The 19,684-nt window shown below is 48.5% G+C and carries 14 protein-coding genes; 13 read left to right on the top strand and 1 reads right to left on the bottom strand.

What is annotated here, in order from left to right:
- Positions 1-6: 6 nt before the first annotated feature.
- The 13 genes from SBI19_RS07765 to SBI19_RS07825 all read left to right on the top strand — a co-directional run bounded on the left by SBI19_RS07765 (position 7) and on the right by SBI19_RS07825 (position 18,747).
- On the top strand, positions 7-879 hold the full coding sequence (locus SBI19_RS07765) for an aminoglycoside phosphotransferase family protein (RefSeq protein ID WP_317966709.1): 873 nt from the start codon (positions 7-9) through the stop codon (positions 877-879).
- Positions 880-1,191: 312 nt separating this feature from the next.
- Positions 1,192-2,142, top strand: a complete 951-nt coding sequence (locus tag SBI19_RS07770) for a helix-turn-helix transcriptional regulator (protein WP_317966711.1) — start codon at positions 1,192-1,194, stop codon at positions 2,140-2,142.
- A gap of 159 nt (positions 2,143-2,301) precedes the next feature.
- The gene (locus SBI19_RS07775; protein WP_317966713.1) at positions 2,302-2,688 is read left to right on the top strand and encodes an HIRAN domain-containing protein; all 387 of its coding nucleotides are present in this window, start codon (positions 2,302-2,304) and stop codon (positions 2,686-2,688) included.
- A 210-nt stretch (positions 2,689-2,898) separates the two neighbouring features.
- Positions 2,899-3,123 carry a hypothetical protein gene (locus SBI19_RS07780; protein ID WP_317966715.1) on the top strand — a complete coding sequence of 75 codons (225 nt, stop codon included), beginning with the start codon at positions 2,899-2,901 and terminating at the stop codon, positions 3,121-3,123.
- A gap of 212 nt (positions 3,124-3,335) precedes the next feature.
- Positions 3,336-7,649, top strand: a complete 4,314-nt coding sequence (locus SBI19_RS07785) for a sigma factor-like helix-turn-helix DNA-binding protein (protein ID WP_317966717.1) — start codon at positions 3,336-3,338, stop codon at positions 7,647-7,649.
- Between the two features lie 155 nt (positions 7,650-7,804).
- Positions 7,805-9,976: an McrB family protein gene (locus tag SBI19_RS07790; protein ID WP_317966719.1), complete on the top strand. Its 2,172-nt coding sequence runs from the start codon at positions 7,805-7,807 to the stop codon at positions 9,974-9,976.
- Positions 9,948-12,380, top strand: coding sequence for a restriction endonuclease-like protein (locus SBI19_RS07795; RefSeq protein ID WP_317966721.1), 2,433 nt, complete (start codon positions 9,948-9,950; stop codon positions 12,378-12,380). Before SBI19_RS07790 ends, SBI19_RS07795 begins: the two co-directional genes overlap by 29 nt.
- A gap of 16 nt (positions 12,381-12,396) precedes the next feature.
- Positions 12,397-13,101 (top strand): nuclease-related domain-containing protein, encoded by a 705-nt coding sequence (locus SBI19_RS07800; protein ID WP_317966723.1) that lies wholly within the window; start codon positions 12,397-12,399, stop codon positions 13,099-13,101.
- Between the two features lie 167 nt (positions 13,102-13,268).
- Entirely contained in the window at positions 13,269-15,746 is a 2,478-nt protein-coding gene (locus SBI19_RS07805; RefSeq protein WP_317966725.1) for an McrB family protein, read from the top strand.
- 124 nt (positions 15,747-15,870) lie between these two features.
- A complete protein-coding gene (locus SBI19_RS07810) occupies positions 15,871-16,965 on the top strand; it encodes an McrC family protein (protein ID WP_317966727.1) in 1,095 nt (364 codons plus the stop codon).
- Positions 16,966-17,039: 74 nt separating this feature from the next.
- Positions 17,040-17,795, top strand: a complete 756-nt coding sequence (locus SBI19_RS07815; protein WP_317966729.1) for a hypothetical protein — start codon at positions 17,040-17,042, stop codon at positions 17,793-17,795.
- Between the two features lie 223 nt (positions 17,796-18,018).
- The gene (locus tag SBI19_RS07820; protein WP_317966731.1) at positions 18,019-18,390 is read left to right on the top strand and encodes a MerR family transcriptional regulator; all 372 of its coding nucleotides are present in this window, start codon (positions 18,019-18,021) and stop codon (positions 18,388-18,390) included.
- Between the two features lie 3 nt (positions 18,391-18,393).
- The gene (locus tag SBI19_RS07825) at positions 18,394-18,747 is read left to right on the top strand and encodes a thioredoxin family protein (RefSeq protein ID WP_317966733.1); all 354 of its coding nucleotides are present in this window, start codon (positions 18,394-18,396) and stop codon (positions 18,745-18,747) included.
- An 83-nt stretch (positions 18,748-18,830) separates the two neighbouring features.
- On the opposite strand, the gene SBI19_RS07830 is transcribed toward SBI19_RS07825, so the two are convergent.
- Positions 18,831-19,607, bottom strand: a complete 777-nt coding sequence (locus tag SBI19_RS07830) for an ABC transporter ATP-binding protein (RefSeq protein WP_317966735.1) — start codon at positions 19,605-19,607, stop codon at positions 18,831-18,833.
- Positions 19,608-19,684 lie beyond the last annotated feature (77 nt).

Genomic DNA, 19,684 nt, shown 5'->3' on the forward strand with positions numbered 1-19,684 from the left:
GAGACGATGAACACCATTAACGTGGATCTGGTAACCAAGCTTATACGCAAGCAATTTCCGCAGTGGTCGCATCTGCCGATTATGCCTGTCGAGAAGGGCGGGTACGATAATTTTACGTTTCATCTGGGAGATGAGATGAGCGTTCGGCTGCCGAGAGACGCGGGACATGCTCCGCAGGCGGAGAAGGAAGCCTATTGGCTTCCGAAGTTGGCGCCTCGCTTGTCGCTTCCGATTCCTGCTCCTCTGGCCAAGGGCGTACCGGATGAGGACTATCCGTTCCACTGGTCCGTCAATCGATGGATCGAAGGGGAGACGCTGCGGCGGGACAATATCTCGGATATGAGGGCGCTCGCTGTTGATCTAGCTTCATTCCTGAAGGAGCTGCAGGCTATTGATGCATCGGACGGTCCGCCTGGCGCGGAGCACAACTACTTCAGAGGTTGTCCTTTAACGGTGTACCTATTCGATGAATGGACGCTCGGAGCATGTAAGGCGCTTGGAGATGTGATAGACGCTGAGAAGTGTCAGCGAAGCTGGGAACGGGCCAAGGCAACGCAGTGGACGAGGGAGCCGGTATGGCTTCACGGAGATATTGCGCCAGGCAATCTGTTAGTCACTGACGGAAAGCTATCCAGTGTGATTGATTTCGGCGTGATGGCTGTCGGTGACCCTGCGGCTGATCTAGCGATAGCTTGGACATTCTTCGATAAGGAAAGCAGAGATGTGTTCTTGCGTGAGCTGGATCTTGGGGAAGACACCGTGGATCGGGCAAGAGGCTGGGCATTGTGGAAGGCGCTCGTCACATGCTGGTGGGACGGGATCGAGTCCGACACTGGTAGAGAGGCGAAGCGGGTTATTGAGGTGTTGGTAAGTGAATAATGGGATTTAGGAGTCCTCGCTTACGAGGGCTCCTTTATTTGTGAGAATAATAGCGATTCAAATCACCATCCCTAACATTGCGGCTAAGTTGGCAAAAGGAAGATGTTTCGCCTCGTCGGTCGCGTAAACAAGCTTGGTTGAGTAATGAGACAGCTCAGGTGCCTCGTTCTGTTCCAGTATATAGCGTGAGTGTAACAACGGGCTGTGACAGCGGGCAGCCATGGAACGGGTGTTCTGGAGGGAAAAGATGGATTTTGTCGAAATACACTTCTTGTAGGGGTTTCCTACAGACTGCCAATGAGGAGTGTCATCATGATCGATAAAGTCATCCGAATCTTCAACATTATTAATGCGATTCAAGCCAACCCTGGCATCTCAGCAGCGGATCTCGCGCTTAAGTGCGATGTGAATATACGAACGATTTATCGCGATCTCGATACGGTGAGCCTGATTGCCCCGATCGTCAATGAAGGCAGGGGGACGGGGTACCGTTTCATGGGCAGGTTCTTCCTGTATCCGCTCAACTTCTCCGAACAGGAGGCGCTCGTATTCTCGCTGCTGCCCTCCGTACTGGATCGGGACAAGCTCCCGCCTGGCTTCGAGTCGGCCTACGATAAAGTGATGGCGACGCACTTGAAGGAGAAGTCGCGGCAGAACAATATTATCGAAGATATCTCCAACATCATTCAGATGGGGACGCCTGCTTATCGCAAGGAAAGTCCGAACTATCTGCAGCCGATCATCCAAGCGATTCTGGAGCAGCGAACCATCCATACCGTCTACCATACCCAGTCGCGGAATAAGACAACGGAACGGCAGATCGATCCGTACTATCTCGTGCCTCGGGATCAGAAGTTTTATTTGATCGGCTACTGTCACTTGAAGCAGGACATTCGGACGTTTCGTATCAGCCGCTTCCAGAAGGTGGAGATTGCGAGCGAGACTTTTGACAAGGGCGGTTTCAACATCAAGAAGTATTTGAAGAATACATGGTCCATCGAGAGCGGCGACCGCAATATTACGTTTAAAGTCCGGTTCAACGCCGAAGTGGCGCGGTATATCAAGGAAGAGGAGCTGTTCGTTCATCCGCGGATGAAAGACAACAAGGACGGCAGCATGACGTTCGAGGTGACCGTGAACAACGAGAAGGAGTTCATGCGCTGGGTTCTGCAATATGGTCCTGCGGCAGAGATTCTGGAGCCTAAGTCGGCGCGGGAGCAGTTGAAGAATCAATTGGCAGAGTGGAATAACATGTACCAATAGATTAATTTGTGTGGGCCTCGCGGATGCGGGGTCTTTTCTTTTTGTGCATAGAAATCGAACGTTTATTCGCTGACATCAAGGTGTCTATAGGAGAAGTTAAGATAGGGGTACAAGAGCGGTGCAGCAGCACGCCTGCACGCAGATCGGGAGGAACAACGAATGAAACAGCCTATTCACATTGCCATTACAGGAACGAGACATTATTACGGTACGGACTTCTTGAAGCCAGGACAGTCCGTCTGTCTGGTGAAGGAGCCAGAGAACGGCCGCGATCAGGAAGCCATACGAGTCGAGCTGCCGCCAATCGGCAAGATCGGCTATGTAGCGAACAGCGTACATACCGTCCCCAAGGGATGCAGCAGTGCGGGCAGGATCTATGATCGGATCGGACAGCGGACGGATGGCGTTATTCGATTCGTGGTCAAGGATCAAGCGATTGTCGAATTGGCGCGGGGTGGGAGTGCGAACGAAATGGAGGACCAGTTAGAGAGCGAGATTTTCTGTACGATCATTCGGACGACGGATAACAATGAGTGGCTGCGTTAACTGTAGTGGAAATGCAGGATTAATGTTGAAATATACATGATTTAACAAAGGGATATAGTGGATGATAGCGAAAATAATAGGATAGTACTTAGGGCTATAAGTCCTAGTTCTAATTAAGTATAAAACTATTATTCGAACAAACGTTTGAGACATACGCCTGTCATCTAAGCTTTGCTAAGCTCGGTGTACGATGATGAGGAGTGAATCTGAATGCTGTCACATGAAGTATCCCCGGAACTGCAGTCGATGCTGGCAGATCTCCAATGGACGATAGAGATTGCGCAGGAGGCTTTCGATAGAGGTTACGAGGCAGAGGGGCGCCTTATTCTAAGGTCCCGCGCGGATGATATATTGCGGCTCGCGGTACTTACGGATGACGTGGAGATTCGGAGAGAATTGTTGTTGATGGTTGAAGGGTTGGGGCGTTTTGGTTAGCGGGTTAATATTTGTAATTCGTAAGAAGAAGGAAATGTTGTTTTATCGGTGAATGTTAATAAGTTTCCGAGTTTTAAACGATAAAGAAATTCAAATTGGTGAGAAAACCTACCTTATGCTTTATGAAGCTGCATTGCTCTGCTAAGTGGTAGGTCACTAATCTTCGATAAGCTTCGACAGAGGTTTTTTATATGAATAAGGGGGTTACAGGATTGTCAGCATTCGAGTTCTTACACGCCATCAATGAACATCTAGCCCAACTCGCTGAACAGTCTGAGCAAGAGATTTGGTCGAATCCAAGAGCGGCACTCATAGAGGGTCGATTGTTCGGAGAACAATTGGCTTCTCTTATTTCGCATACAGAGAAAGTGGAGCCGGTTTATGCAATTAGACAGATCGACCGAATTCATCTACTCGCGCGTAAGGATATAATCTCCGATGTGATTCGTAGCAGCTTCGAGTGGCTGAGGATGAATGGGAATACGGCTGCGCATGATGCCAAGGAGGTCCTGCCGGAGCTAGCGCTTGCGGCTCATCGACAAATCTTCATGTTGGCAGCGTGGTATGCAGAGGCTTACGGACCACTAGAGCTAACTATTCCAGAATATCAACTACCGATGCCGGTTGATTCTGCTAAGGACCAAGAGAGCCTAGATCATAAGCAGGTATCCCAAGAGGAGATCAGTGAACGGTTGGAAAAGCTTCTACAAGCTCAGCTTGCTGACAAACTGCTGCCTACTATAGATGAGCGGTTTCGAGAAATGAATGAATTGATTGCTAAGTTTGCAGGGCAGATGGATACATGGGCGCAGAAAAGGCCTGTGTCTCCTGTACGGAACCTTCAATCTGATAGCAAAGGGAATAAACCATCCAAGGCGAATCCGCAGGTTGAGGGACAAGGGATCGAAATTGCTCAATACCTAGCGGGCAAGTCATTGAACATCGTTGATAAAAGGGAAAACGGCGGCGCTTTGTGGGTTATCGGCGGATGGGAATTGAATCCTATTCTGCTGGGGTTGAAAGAGCAAGGGGTTTACTTCCGTTTTGCCCGCAATGGCAGCCAGTCCACCAAGCGTGAACCTGCATGGTTTCTTGCAGGGAAGAATCAGTCGGAGCTGCGCTACGTAACTGAGATGCTGCAGGCCGACAGTGTAGAACAGTTAGAATCAGAGGTTCCTCAAGTCGAAGAAGTAGAAGTAGTAGAAGAAGCTGCGCAAGTCGAGAAGCGGGATTTGGTTGAATCAACAGTACCTGCTGTTCAACCTCTACTGACGGAAGTGGAAGACGCCTCGGATGTTGACGGGACTGACGGGGATACATCGGTCCACGTTCCTTCCTATCTGCAGTGGAGGAAGGTTGCCTCCTACCCAAGTCGAATGAGTGACATTGCAGAGAGCTTGGGCATTGTTTATTTTAATGACTGGTCTGAGGACCGGCTGCGGGAGTTATACCGCCATCAGCCTAAGTTGCTCCATGAGGTGCTTGTGCAGCTATGGTTTTTCGGATTCGAATTTGAAGATGAACTAAGCCGATTTATCAAGCTGGACCGTCCTCAAGACTGGATCGCGGTTCCATCATTGAAACATGGCATTCATCTAGAAAATATATTTAGCGTAGATATCCTACGCCAACTAGAGCGTTTCGGTATCTCGACAACAGACCAACTGATTGGACTGCCTGATGCTTCATTAATGTGGTTGTTCCGGTCCAAATACGATGCGATACAGACAGCACTGCAGCCTTACATACTAGTTGAGGATGCTGGAGAGGCTCATCGGCAGGCGGAACGTGTGGAACCAGCAGGGGACAGTCGCATCGTTCGCTCGGCAGATTACGTAATCGAAATTCCAGCATCGTTATTCGGTTATCCGATTCAGGATTTGCCGATCTATGGCTGTTCTGCGTTGATAACAGGAATTCGGAGAGATTGTAATCTTCACCTGCTGGGTCAGCTGCCGGAGGATCTAACCAGTTTGCTCCCTCATATTAAGGGGGCTGGTCCAGGTGCGCTGGAGAAAATGGCTAAGCAGCTGCAAGGGTTTATTGTGACGCTGGGGAGTTCAAAGCAAGAGGTGGCCGCTTCAGCTAGCCCTGTTCCTTCAGCCTACACTGCTCAAACGGCAGCAGAGAGCTTGAAGTTAGTCTGGAATGAACAAGTTATTGAACTAGATCAAAGCGACCTGGCGATGCCTCTTATTTCAGCGGAATATGCTGCAGTGGGCCGGGTGGCTCGTTACTTGGATGAAGCGAAGCTGACCACGGTCGGCAGCCTACCGATGCTGCTTGAACAGCTGTCCAAGGGCGAAAGCGTCGGCAGAGCATCCATCGATAAGTTTGTTTCAATGCTTCAAATTCGATTGGATGAATATCGGACGGATCTGCTGATGCAGGAACAGCTTCAAGCCATGACGATAACGGAACGAATCGACTACTTCCTAGCTAAGACGGAGAAGAAGCTCGGGGTGAGCGCGTCTGAAGATGAGCTTCGCGTTAATCGTAATCTGCAGATGCTCCACACTCGTTGGCATGAGCGTGTTCAGGGAAGAAAGGCGACATTAGAGTCGTTAGGCCAACAATTCGGATTAACGAGAGAACGAGTTAGACAGATTTTGTCGAAGCTGTTGCGTACTTTCTATCCCGATGTGTTGGAGCTTGAATCGGTACTCCGAGCAGCGTGTGACACGCAGCAGTCGTTCTGTCACTACCCGCTTAAGGTAAATGAGAATTTCATACATGGGCTCTTGGAGCAGATCATAGAAGAGCACGAAGGGCTAGTCTATCTCGAGCGCTATGGTTGGTGGACCACGCTAACGCAAGAGGAAGTGGATGAGAAGGAGGCAGCGCTTCGTAAACACGTGAATACGAAGCTGCGAGGACGGCTGTGGGACCATGCCTCGATTCAAGCATGTATTGAAGAAGCGCTCGGTCTCAGTCCTCTCCCGATGGAACTAGCTAGACAGATGACGGCATCTGAATTCGCGGTGACAGCGGAAGGGGAAGTCTACCTTGCTAATTCCAAGAAGTTCGAGATTGTCGAGATGGTGCTTCGTCAATTCCCGGAAGGCGTAGAAATCTACAAGCGTGAAGAGGAGTTAATGGCGCTCGCGAATAGGATCAGGCCAGGTGAATACGTCAAGGAACGTGACTTCGCAGCCGTATTTTCTCGAGATGAGTTCATGGACACTGCTTACCTATGGGGACGAGGGACTTTCATTCACAGGGATCATGTCCGTGTAGATGAAGGTCTAGTTCGAGAGGTGTCAGATCGGACGCTTGAGTTTCTAAGCAAAAGAAGTCCGATATCGGTAAATCGACTGTTCCCTATCTATGAGCAGCGTTTGGTTACGGGAGGTATCCCTAACGAGTATGCGTTGTATACGATGCTGAGGAAGTATGGTTCAAGCAAGCTGGCACCGAATAAATTCCCGCATATTTGGCATGAGGAGGATTCCTTCCAGCTTACGAATGCGGAGCAGATTAAGATGTATATTCGGGAGCATTCTGAACCGGTTACGATGGAGCATCTACGCGATGAATTCGTCGATAAGCGGGGTTGGAAGAAGTTCACGCTGGAGTTCTCGATTCAGACTGATTCTGATTTTGTAAGTGCCGAATTTGGCGTGGTGGGACTAAGAGAATTTTATCCGTTCACCCGTTCGGATTTGGCTCCGATTAAGACTACACTTCAAACCTTATTAGTCGAAACTGGCGTCATTCACGTGAAGAGACTGTTCGAGCTAATGACAGCTGTGTGCACAACGTTAGGTATTGGTTCATCCTATCTGCTGTACGACTTGTTAAAGGGGCTGGCCACAGAGAAGGACGGGTACCGGATGGTTCGCTATCCGCTTATTATTTCCGTTGATCATCCGGCAGAAGAGCTAACACTCCAGACGCTCGTAGAGCAGTACTTGGAAGAACAAGAAGCCGAAGTGGCGCGTGAGGTCGTCTATCATTGGGTTACGGAGGAAGTTGGGGCAAGAGCGGTAACGTTGGACCATGTGCTTGCGAATAGCGAAGACATTTTCTATTACCAAGAAGGTCAATTCGGCGAATACATTCACCGCACACGTCTCGGCTGGACGGCAGAGAAAGAGAAGCTGCTGGTCAAAATGGTCAATTGGGAGCTGGAGGTCCAGAACGTTCTTGGTGCGCCTTATGTAACGATAAAGCGATTAATGAACTGGCTGTCTTTGCCTGAGCTGGAGAACGATGTGACTTGGTCTGAGGATTTGTTGAAGGACTGTTTGCGGAAGAGCAATAGATTCCAGATGCTCGGCTCGTATGACTGTATCGTCGTCAGACGAGATGAGGAATCGATTACGAGTGAGACAGACTGGCTGAAATGCCTACTAGTGAATGAGTTTAATGGGCGAGCACCGCGGGTCCAGTGGCATCGTAGACTAGCGGAGCTGAAGTACTCCATGGACGGCAGGTTCCTGACGGAGACGCTAACGAAGCTTGAAAACGGGAGTGCGCCGTTTGTGGTGAGGGATGATGAGGTTGTGTTGGTGGGGATGGAGTAACTAGAGTTTGTTGACAATGGTTTTTGGCCTTGTATGATGCAGGGCCTTTTTTATACTGGATCAATTACCGAGCATCTCCTATAGGTTGATGAGGTTGGGTTCGTATAACTAAACTAAGCATCATGAAATACTGAACCTATGTGGGGGCATATACGATGACAAAACAAGTTAGAAGTTGGTCTAATGATGGAACTCCAAACTTGATTGGACGAAAGAAAGTTGACTGGTCAATATTTGAGAGTGGTACACAAATACCAAATGAATTCTATGAAGACTTCTACGCTGCTAACAATGAAAGTTTAGATGTAGGAGATTCACATGAAGTTACATTTATTGTTCAAGACACCCGTTTTCAGGGGAAGTTGGAACAGATACAGCGTTCCCAAGATTCCACTCAATCCAATTTACAAATCCGTTACACAGATAAAGTGTTTAAAGAACTACTAATAAATACTTTTCGAGCATCATATGAGAGTATCATTTCTTTAAGAAATCAGACAGAGGAACGTAAGAAATCTTATATACAAGTTCCTGATGAAATTGCAGAGTATATTGAATTTTATGCAACCGGGATGCCATATAATTATGAGTTAAAATTTATAGTCTACAATGAACGAGTAAAAGCAGATGATGACTTACCATCGGTATGGTGGGTAAATCAAGGTATTTCTTTTTCAGGGGAGATAGAAGAAGGGATATTATGGGCTCCTTTAGCAAATAGTGCAGGTCGATCTTTTTTTCATTGGAACACGATGGATGAGGTCAAGGTCGGAGATATTATCGTTCATTATGCGCAAGGCTATGTTCGTTGTGTAAGTAAGGTAATAGCAGAGGCAGTTCCTGCCCCTAAGCCTGATGCGAAAACTTCTGATAATTGGGAAGAAAATGGCCGTCTTATTCGTGTTCAATACAATCAATTAGACCCGTCTATTTCTTTAAAACTCTTCGCGGAAGACCTGCAAAGGATACGAATCTTCCAAGGACCAATAAATAAGAATGGTGCAGTACAATTAGGCTATTTATTCCGATTTTCAATAGAGGGTTTGGCTATTATACAAAGTAAGTCTCAAAATTCTAATTGGCCAGATTACACAAAATTCAGTAATTCATTCATTTCGGGCCTGTTTGAGGAGGAGAAGGTTGTGGATGATACTGATATAAAATCTCAAATAGATGAAATAAAATTGTATATCGCTGCGCGAGGCTTCAGTTACCCTGGTCACCTGATCGAAAACTTCTACCTCTCACTCAAAACGAAGCCTTTTGTCATCTTAGCCGGTATTTCCGGCACGGGCAAAACGAAGCTCGTTAAGCTATTCGCCGAAGCGCTGGGCGCCACTGAACAGAACAATCAGTTTGCACTCATTCCCGTTCGTCCAGACTGGAGCGATCCGAGCGACCTAATTGGCTACCAAGATCTTGCTGGAAAATTCCGTCCTGGACCGCTTACCAAGGTGCTTCTTGAAGCTATGCAGCCAGGCAACCGGAACAAGCCATATTTTATCTGCCTAGATGAAATGAACCTTGCGCGCGTGGAGCACTACTTCAGTGATATGCTCAGCATTCTCGAGACCCAGCGCCGTGATGGAGACCGTATTGTTACGGATACAATCGTTTCAGAAGAACAGCTTCTTACAGGAACATATGAGGAGGATCTCATCATATCGAATTTGGTCATTCCCGATAACGTATTTTTGATCGGTACGGTCAATATGGATGAGACGACGCATCCTTTCAGCAAGAAGGTGCTCGATCGCGCGAATACGCTAGAGTTCAACTACATTCGATTAGATGATTTTCCGATGGGGCGCTCAGATGATTCGCAACAGGAGCAATCTGAAATCGTTCCTGTAAGCTTCTTAAAGTCCGACTATCTTGCACTTCAAGATGCTTTCACAGAGTACCAACCGCTCGTTAGAAGTACGACCGAGAAGCTCGTGAAAGTGAATGAGATTCTTGAGGAGCTGCATGCCCATGTTGGTTTCCGTGTTCGTGACGCGATCTGCTTCTATATGATTTATAATGATCGATTCCAACTTCTAGATGAGGAAGCGGCATTCGATACACAATTGCTGCAGAAGATCCTTCCTCGTATTCAAGGCAGCAGCCAGTCGGTGAAGCGAGTTCTTATTTCCCTACTACATTTTTGTAACGGGAAGTCTAAGGGGAACATGGATGATTTATTAATGGATGCGTCGGAACTATATAAGCCATGGCGAAGCTATAGTGAAACACCTGAAGCTCGCTATCCTCAGAGTGCTCGCAAGCTAGCCTATATGCTGCGGAGGTTAGAAGAAGATGGATTCACTTCTTTCTGGCTCTCCTAATGAAAGCCGCGAGCTACTGCAGCTACGAACGAATTTGTTCGATGTATATATCAAAGGTAAACCGTATCACCCAACGGTAGAAACACTCCAGCTTCATCGCGAGAACGAAGGGATGCGGATGAAGACAGAGATCGCGGCAACTGTATTGAATCAACAGATTCAGCTTCAAGAGTACAAGCTATTCTCGGTAGCGTCACAGGATTGGGTAGACGGTCTCACGGATCAAGCAGAACCATGCTTCTACGAGACACAATCCTATGAGCTTTTTATTGAGAGTCATACGGATCAAAGGATTGAGTTTTTCCATGTGAGTCCGTATCTACGACAAGCCGTGAAGCCCGTCGGACGAAGTGGGAGACTGTTCTCAGGCGTGCTCCAGTTCCAGAATGAAATTGGATATACAGATCTGGAGATCCGCTTGAACGGTCAGGCTGGACTTAGGCTGCAATTAGAGATTTATCCAACGAAGCTAGATTATAAGCGTGATTACCATGCGATTCTAAACGAGGTCAATCAACAGATCTATAACCTGTCATTTGACTTCATGCGCAAAACCTATCAGGCTACGGGGCTGACGCAGACAAGCACACAGAGCTTGACGGAGTATTTTACAATCCTGCGTAATGTGTTTGATCAGTTAACAGGAGCGGTGGAGCGCATCGATAAGATGCCCCACCATCGGATGAATCAGGAACAGCACATTCGAACTGCGGATAAAGTGAAGCGGGCAGGTAGAGAAAATAACGCGTTTCTTACTAAACGTCCGAATTTGTTAGTTCAAGACCATACGAATGGATTCATTCCTATTGGTTCCGAAATGTACCGTCCCACGCAGTTACTTGAGACGAAGCGTAAGCTAGACTACAACACGAACGAGAATCGGTTTCTCCGATGGATGTTAGAACGGATTGACCGTAAGCTAGGCGATCTTCAAGCGATTGTCATGGATAAAAAGCGTCGTTCTCAGAGTCCGGACCCTGCTCTCCTCGACCAGATTAAACGAATGAAGACGGTACTGAGAAGATTGCTTCAGTTCGATTTTCTCCAGCAGGCGGGGCAAATGCGGCATTTTAACATATCGATGGTGCTTCAGATGGCTCCAGGGTATCGGGAAGCTTACCGGATCTATCTGATGCTAATGAAGGGGTTGTCGATTCAGAGCGACCTGTTCCATGTATCGATGAAGGACCTAGCACAGCTTTATGAATATTGGTGCTTCCTCAAGATTCACGAATTACTAGCGAAGAAGTATCGATTGCTGAAGCATGATATTATTCGGGTGAACCGCAGCGGACTCTTCGTTACATTAGATCGAACGCAACGAGCGAAGGTGGATTATGAGAACCCGACTAATGGTGAACGGTTCACGCTCTATTACAATGCATTGCCGTCGGAGGATCAACATAAGGAGCCGCCAACACTAGCACAACGACCGGATAATGTACTCACGCTTCATAAGCATGATGGTCTTGGTCAATCGAAGGTTTACAAGTATGTATTCGATGCCAAATATCGGATAAACCCTGCTTTCGAGGGTTCTTGGTATCATCGCCAATATGGTCAACCGGGGCCGGAGGAAGATGATATTAATACGATGCATCGCTACCGGGATTCGATCGTCTACCAGGAGAAGGGTTCACTGGAGTTCGAGCGGAGCATGTTCGGCGCGTACGTGTTGTTCCCTTATGCGGATGAGGAGAAGTTCAAGTCGCATCGTTTCTATCGAAGTATCGATTTGATCAATATCGGTGCTTTCCCGTTATTGCCTGGCAGTACGTCTTTGCTGGAAGCTTTTCTAGACGAGCTCATACTCGATAGTCCGGAAAAAGCATTCGAGCGTTCCACCCAGCCTCGTGGTACGAAGCCTTATTACGAGAACAAATTAAGCGGACGCAACATGCTTGTTGGCTCAATGCGTACGGGGCAGCTAGAAGCTGTGCTGCGGAGCAGCAGCTACTATATGCCTCTGAAGAATTTGACGGACCACAAGGTTCTGACTTCGTTAGAGTACATTGCCCTATATCAATCTAGGAAGCAATTTGAGCATGAGGCTGGCGTTCAATGGTATGGTCGTATAGCAGACTGGCGAATCGTCAAGAGACGAGAAATAAAGGAACGGCCTGCTAAACTTGGAACGGAAGAAGAATTATATGTGTACTACGTAATTGAGAAATGGCAGCAGCGTAAAACGACCATTGAGCCTGGTGGACAAAGTGTATACACCTGTCTATACACGACCAAGTATTTGTTCGATCGTGCAGTTGAGCTAGCTGAGCTTCGTTTGGACAACGAGGAGCAGCTACAGGAATGGCGAGAGAAGCGTCGACAGGGAAGGGTTAAGGTTCGGTTGGATCGAGAATATGTTGATTTGGCAGAGAATGTGATGGGGATAGAGCTAGAGTAACTAAAGGAGCCGCTGCATGTTATCCAAACTGTTAGCACTGTTTAAGAATGAACCGTCCAAGAAGAAAGTGACTACTTCCGCTAATACTGCTGGAGCTAAGAAGAAGCCGCCGCATAGGAAGGTTGAAGCCGGACGTATCGGGGAGATTGGCGAATACAAAATTAACATCCAATTGGACCAACTTCCCAAGGAATGTATGTATCTAAGCGATATACTACTTCCAAACTCGAAGTCACGGACGGGCTTTTCGCAGATTGATCATTTAGTTATTTCACCTTATGGGATGTTCGTCATCGAAACCAAAAACTATAATGGGGAGATTAAAGGTGCTCGTTCTGATAAGTATTGGAGTGTAAGTAATCGTTTCAAAATGTACAATCCGCTAATGCAAAACTATGGACATATTAAGGCGCTTGAGGCTCAACTTGGTGAATATAAGTCGGCGAAGTACATATCGATGATAAGCTTTACGATGCGGTGCAGATTCAGCATTGATCCCGAGCTGCGCAAAATTCATTCGGATGAGCTTATCGTTTACGATGTGGAGTTGTCAGAGTTTATTAACCGAAAAATACTTCGTCTAAAGGCTGAGCTGCCTGATGCGATATTCTCAGGTGATGACATCCGAAGCATATATGAGGGAATCAATAAAATAAATATCACTGATCCTGGAATTAGAGCTGAGCATGTAAGTAGGATCAAAGGTGAAAAAACGGAATAAGGCCTAAGTTGGTGATGCCATCAAAATAAAACGGAGTGTGGCGAATGACACTAGAAGAGTTATTGGCACAAGCGGCAGTCTTTTTAGCGGATGAAAACAGGCTAGAGCTAAGTGAAGCGGAGAGAAAGGCCTTCATAGGAAAATTTCCAATCGAATCACTTAGCAAGATGACAGTTGAACAATATGCAGATACGCAGTCAAAGGACTGTTTCATCTATTGGCTGGAGCAAAAAACGTTAATCGGCAGCATTCGTGGCGGGAATCAATCCAAGTACGGAATCTACCGCTCGTCAAATGGCGATTATTGTATGGGCTATGGCAATAAGCGTGTGTCATTAATCGGCGATGCACTGCAAGTTGAATTCCGTAAGCTGATCGACGGATTCTTAAGAGCGCTCGAACTAGCAGCAGCCGACCGCTATGAGGAAATCCAGGCTGTTCAGATGCCAATTTTTAATACGGTGCTGTTGAAGGTGCTGTACATCTATTACCCGGAGAAGTTTCTCAACGTATTCAAAGCTCCTGTACTTATGAAAATCGGTGAGACACTTAAGGTCGATCCTTCTCTATTTGAACCTAACCATCTTGTGCAGCTTAACCATTCTATTCTCGAGACAGTTAAGCAGAACAAGTCGTTCGAGGGTTGGCAGACGGCGAAGATAGGGAGAATGCTATGGGATACCTATTCTCCTGTCACGTCAATCGATAATGAAGACGTTGATCGGAATTACTGGCTGATGGGCCATTCTTATGCAACGGAGGGCTCGCAGCGGGATTATTTCACACAGCATGGATGCGTCGGTACAGACTTTCTGCCGGAGGACTTGTCTGAATTCGTAGGTCAAGACAATCTGCTGGACATTATCGAGTCGAAGGCAACCGAGGACAAGGAGAAGCAGGCTTTGAGATCCTTCTTCGAGATCAAGAACGGAGATTTGATCGCGTTGAAGTCGACCTACACCCGTAAGGAGAACGGCGTGACGAAGTCGGTGCTGAAGGTGAGCGCCATTGGTCGTGCAGCGGCTGATGCAGTAGAAGGGTATCGATTCGATCCCCAACGCGGCCACTTGATTCCGGTCGAATGGTATAACCTTCACGAGAAAGAGTACCTCGGCTATGGGGGCTATCGTAAAACAATTGCGAGACTCCAAAATCAGAACACGATCAATCTACTGTTCCTTGGACAATCGCAGCCTGTGGTTGTAACTAAGCCCGCAACGGTCGAGCCACTCAGAACTACGCGTAACCTGATTCTATATGGCCCTCCCGGAACAGGTAAAACGTATATCGTCGCCCGCAAGTCTCTTGAACTGACGACAGATGCAAAGACATTCGCAGAGCTTGATAACAGCGGGCAGGAAGCGATCCAACAGGAGTATACCCGTCTCGCGCGTACGGGAAGCGTGAAGTTCGTCACGTTCCATCAATCTTATTCGTATGAGGACTTCATTGAAGGATTACGCTCGGATGGCCACGGCAATTTTGTGCCGGAAGACGGGCTCTTTAAACGTGCCGCTATCGAGGCGCTTTATGCGGGGTTAGTGAGTAACGTCCAGGAGCTGTCAGATGAGGTCCGCTTCGAGCAGGCGTATCGTCAGCTTGCGGAACGTAGCAAGGGTGAGCGGGTAAATTTGATGTCCAAGACCGGTGCCGTCAGCCATATTGCCAGTGTGTCCGCTCAAGGTAACTTAATCGTTACAAACGAAGGTGCCTTATCGGAGAGCACCGTTTCGAAGGATCGCCTTCTTCGTATTTATCGGTTTGTGCAGGAACATAAGGTGTTGTGGCAGGATGAGGTTTCTTTTATTAGAGAAGCCATTGGAGGTAGCAACGAATCGCGCTACTGGTCGGTCTTCAACTGGATTATGAATCATATGGAAGAGGACGAGGACATTAACCTCCCAAGCAACAACACGGCACCCACGCTCTCCTACCAAGAGAAGAAGGAAGTTGTTCTCAAAGCATTGGAGCAAGGCGAGAAGTTTGACTTCACGCATGCAGAATCATTTGTACTTATTATTGATGAGATCAACCGAGGGAATATTTCCAAGATCTTCGGCGAGCTGCTGACGCTCATCGAAGAAGACAAACGACTAACTAGACCTAACCAGCTTGTTGTCGAGCTGCCATATTCGCGCGAGCGGTTCACCTTACCGCCAAATTTGCACTTAATCGGTACAATGAACACGGCAGACCGTTCTATTGCCTTACTCGACACAGCATTGCGCCGTCGTTTTCATTTCGAAGAAATGATGCCTAATCCGCAACTGCTGGACTCGGTAGGCAGCTTGGCTTTAGATGAGTTGCTTACCGTTATTAATAAGCGTATCGAAGTGTTGTATGACCGAAACCATACAATTGGCCATGCTTATCTAATTCATGCGAAGACGGAAGAAGAAGTCATAGAAGTGATGCAGCACAAGATCATTCCGCTGCTTCAGGAATATTTTTATGACGACTGGGAGAAGATCGGTATGATTCTTGGTGGCATCGGCAAGAGCAAGGATGACACATTCCTGATCTATGAAGAACAGCATGATTATGCGAAACTGTTCAAGCAATCGCTTAGTCATTCGCTACGCAAGCAGTATCGCGTGAAGAGCAAAATATCAAGTCAAGATATAGCGGCGGTCTATGAAGCCTGAGTGGAAATCAGATAGCATTACGATAAGGGAAGCTTACGACTGGATCAAGGCAGACATGCTTCCCGCAGGATACTGGGTCAGGTTATGTGAATATATTCAGGACAAGTATCCTGGAGATGACGTTGTGGAGTACGGGGCAAATAATACGTTAAGGTTTATCAACTTTGTTGGTGTCATTTATCTAGAGGGCTTTATTATCGAGGTCGTGCCGAAGGTCGCTCTATCTGCTGAGGACAATCGGAAGGCGCTCATATCCATGCTGCATCACGCCCGTTATTTGTCCGTTGATTTCTACGATCGGATAGCCAGCGGCATGAGACAGGATCATCTTCTCGATGCGTTGCTGGCTGCTTACGTCCATCGGCTGCAGGATGAGCTGCAACGGGGCAGTTATAAGGGGTATATAGAGCATGTCGAGAATCGCGGGATGCTCCGTGGCAAAGTGCTTGTGACCGAGCATCTGCGAATGAACGCCTTCACGCCGTCACGCGTGGTATGCCAGTTCGACGAGCATTCAGACAATAACCGGTTGAATCAAATCTTGAAGTTCGCGCTTCGTATTGCCCAGCGGCGTGTCTCCGATCGTTTATATATGCAGATTGAGCGGTGCCTTGCACTCATGAGCGATGTCGAGGACCGTCTCATCACGAGGGATGACTTCGACCGGTTGGTATGGAATCGGCAAAATGAACGGTTTCGTGATGTCGTGCTATTCGCAAAGCTCATAATCGATAAGGTGTCTATCCATCACATTGGCGATCGGCATCAGTCCTTCTCCTTCCTCTTCGAGATGAACATGCTATTCGAGGCTTATATCGGTGCAGCGCTGATGGAGATCGCAGGGCCAGCCAATGTGCACAGCCAACATACGGAGAAGAAGCTGCTATTGAACAAAAAGACGAATCGGATGAACATTCAACTCAAGCCTGATTTTGTAATAGGCGATAGTGAAATGATATTGGATACGAAGTGGAAGAGTGCAGTCTACAATGGACGCCTTGCCTATCAGCAATCGGACCTCTATCAGATGTATGCTTATGTTACGGCATATGAGAAAGCGACTCGATGCATTCTGGTCTATCCCTATCAGGAAGAGTTCGAGGCTCCCGTCTGGCAAGTTATCGACACGAACAAATCGATTGAGATGGCATGGGTCAGGCTTCATGATTACGAGGCTACGAAGGAAGATCTATGGCGAATATTGAACTATGCTCCTTGATAAATGAGGACATTTTTTATAACCTACAGCTACCATCCCATTCTTCCCACCCCCACCGAAAGGAGACCCCTCAAATGAGCATCATCAAACTGTCAGGCGTGGAGCTTACCCAGTCCCCACCGTCCAAATGCAAGCATTGTAAGGGCCTCCTGGCGGTCCGCAAGCTCGAGGTGCTGTACGAGTCCAATCAGCGGAAGGGGCATACGGCGTATCTTGTGACGGACGTATGGTACTGTGCGCGGTGTGATCGTGGTTATCTGCTGGATGCGCTGAAGACTGTATTGGACTCCTCGAATCGCAGCTGGCGGGCTGTGGAGATCGGTGTGACGAAGTCAGCAGGCTCGGACACACGCCCGCAAACCCAGCAGGCTAAAGTCACGCAGCAAAGCGGCCAAGCCGCTCCCGTCTCTAAACTCCCGCGCATTGAGGCGATCGACTTTGTTATCGGGGATCAGCTGCGGAATTGTGTGAACTGCGGAGGATCGCTTACCAAGCATAATATCGAGCTCCGAATCGCACGAGAGGATCATGCGGTGTACGTTCCGTGCGAGGCCTACCAGTGCGACTCGTGCCGACGGTGGATGCTGCGCAGACAGCAGTACGCTACGCTCCAGACGAGCAACAGCCCTTATGTTATCCATGTCTTACATAACGATCGGATTTACGAGTCCTTATCCCATCTTACGAACCGATCGAAGCTTGCGCAGAGGTCGGATGCTGGTCTCAAGTCTCCAGGACAACAACCGACCGATAAACTCAACAATCAGTTCAACAAATACGGCGTGTTCATTCCGGCCCCGACGAACAAAAAGGGTTATTTCGACGAGTAGGGAATGAAATGACCTTAGTCGCTCGATCTCTCATCCGGCCACTCGGTTCATCAATCCGACACGCGGGTCATCCGGCTCACCGCACTCCGACGCACACCGATCTCTATCCATCCTCATCCAGGGCTGTCCCCCGACAGCCCTTTTTTATCCGTACCCCTTGACCCTCACACCAATGTCACGGTTTATAATCGATTCGAATCGACCATGCAGGAGGCGTTGTGTTATGAAAATCGGTGAACTATCGGCTCGGACAGGCGCCAGCATTCGTTCGCTTCGGTATTATGAAGAGCAGGGACTGCTCTCTCCGATACGGAGCGATAACGGATATCGGGAATATTCTCCGCTCGCGGAGGAGCAGGTGCGGACGATCCAGCTGTACCTGCAGCTCGGGTTGTCCACGGAGCAGATCGCCGGTTTCCTGCATTGCGTCTTGAAGAACAGGGAATCGTTCTGCAATGAGGTGCTCCCGATCTATCGGGAGAAGCTTGCGGAGATCGACAAGCAGATCCATCAGCTGCAGAGCATTAAGATGAACCTGGAGGATCGCATTCGGTCGATTCTAGTTGAACGGCCTGAGGGTCAAGTGGAGGAATGAGAGATGAGCCTGCCTGTCGTTAACGGGAGCAGCTTCAAGCGTACGATAGAAGCGAATAAGCTTACGTTTATTGAGTTTAGCGCAAAATGGTGCCCGCCATGCCGCGTGCTGCATCCGATTCTGGAGGAGCTTCAGCAGGAGCAGAAGGGCAAGGTGAAGATCTATCAAGTCGATTGCGACGAGTCGCCGGAGCTGTCCTCGCGGTACAGTGTGATGTCGATGCCGACGGTTATTTTGTTCCATAACGGTGTGCCGGTGGAGAAGCTGGTCGGTCTGAGGCCGAAGGAAGTGTATCGGACGCTGCTGGGACGATATGCGAATGAACGAGCAACAAGTTCCGAAGACGCCAGTGAGTAAGAGCTAGCCCCACCTACCCGTCAGCCAAACCAAAGAGCACTTATCCCCCTGTGGATAAGTGCTCTCTTCCATCTATCACCAAATTAATCCCCAATTCGCACATATACCCGGTCGCCATGCGTCTCCACCACAACGGGCGAATCATAGAAACCGCTCAGCACATCCGACGTCAGCACGTCCTCGTTCCGGCCGCTGCGCACGATCTCCCCTTGCCGAATGAGCAGCGTATGCGTGAACACGGGCAGAATCTCCTCGGTGTGATGCGTGACGAAGATGATCGTCGGTGCGTCCGGACTCTCTGTCAGTTCCTTGATGCTCTCCAATAATCGCTCTCTCGAAAATAAATCCAACCCATTACAAGGCTCATCCAGTATAAGAATACGAGGCTTGGCCATAAGCGCGCGGGCGATGAGAAGCTTCTGCTTCTCGCCTTGAGAGCAAGTGCGGTACTCGCGGTCCCACAGATGCGAGCAGCCAAGCTTGGCGATCAAGGAGCGAGCCAGCTCGACATCTTCCTCTTCGACGCGGTCGTACAGACCGATGGTTGCATATTTGCCGCTCAACACGATATTTTGCACACGGTCGGACGCATACAGCTTCTCCTGCAGCGAGGTGCTGACCCACCCGATCTCTTTGCGAAGCTCGCGCAGGTCGATTTCCCCGAATCGATGCCCCAGCACGCTGACCTTTCCTTCCGATGGCCAGAAATAGCCGTTGATCAGATTCAACAGCGTCGTCTTCCCGGACCCGTTAAGCCCAAGCAGCGCCCAGTGCTCGCCCGGTGCTACCTGCCAGCTGACATCCTTCAGCAGCGTCAGCCCTTCCCGTCGATAGGTTGCATGTTCGATCTCGATAATCATTTTGAAGTCATACTCCTTCCGCACAATCTTCGATCTATTATTCGTTCTACTGGACAATAGGCATAAGTAATTAAATT

The sequence above is a fragment of the Paenibacillus sp. CCS19 genome, from assembly GCF_033239625.1.
GTDB lineage: Bacteria > Bacillota > Bacilli > Paenibacillales > Paenibacillaceae > Paenibacillus_T.

Coding starts and splice junctions, on each gene's coding strand:
- SBI19_RS07765 (WP_317966709.1), top strand. CDS start 7: ATGAACACCATTAACGTGGATCTGGTAACCAAGCTTATACGCAAGCAA.
- SBI19_RS07820 (WP_317966731.1), top strand. CDS start 18,019: ATGAAAATCGGTGAACTATCGGCTCGGACAGGCGCCAGCATTCGTTCG.
- SBI19_RS07800 (WP_317966723.1), top strand. CDS start 12,397: ATGTTATCCAAACTGTTAGCACTGTTTAAGAATGAACCGTCCAAGAAG.
- SBI19_RS07815 (WP_317966729.1), top strand. CDS start 17,040: ATGAGCATCATCAAACTGTCAGGCGTGGAGCTTACCCAGTCCCCACCG.
- SBI19_RS07780 (WP_317966715.1), top strand. CDS start 2,899: ATGCTGTCACATGAAGTATCCCCGGAACTGCAGTCGATGCTGGCAGAT.
- SBI19_RS07775 (WP_317966713.1), top strand. CDS start 2,302: ATGAAACAGCCTATTCACATTGCCATTACAGGAACGAGACATTATTAC.
- SBI19_RS07770 (WP_317966711.1), top strand. CDS start 1,192: ATGATCGATAAAGTCATCCGAATCTTCAACATTATTAATGCGATTCAA.
- SBI19_RS07830 (WP_317966735.1), bottom strand. CDS start 19,607: ATGATTATCGAGATCGAACATGCAACCTATCGACGGGAAGGGCTGACG.
- SBI19_RS07795 (WP_317966721.1), top strand. CDS start 9,948: ATGGATTCACTTCTTTCTGGCTCTCCTAATGAAAGCCGCGAGCTACTG.
- SBI19_RS07790 (WP_317966719.1), top strand. CDS start 7,805: ATGACAAAACAAGTTAGAAGTTGGTCTAATGATGGAACTCCAAACTTG.
- SBI19_RS07825 (WP_317966733.1), top strand. CDS start 18,394: ATGAGCCTGCCTGTCGTTAACGGGAGCAGCTTCAAGCGTACGATAGAA.
- SBI19_RS07805 (WP_317966725.1), top strand. CDS start 13,269: ATGACAGTTGAACAATATGCAGATACGCAGTCAAAGGACTGTTTCATC.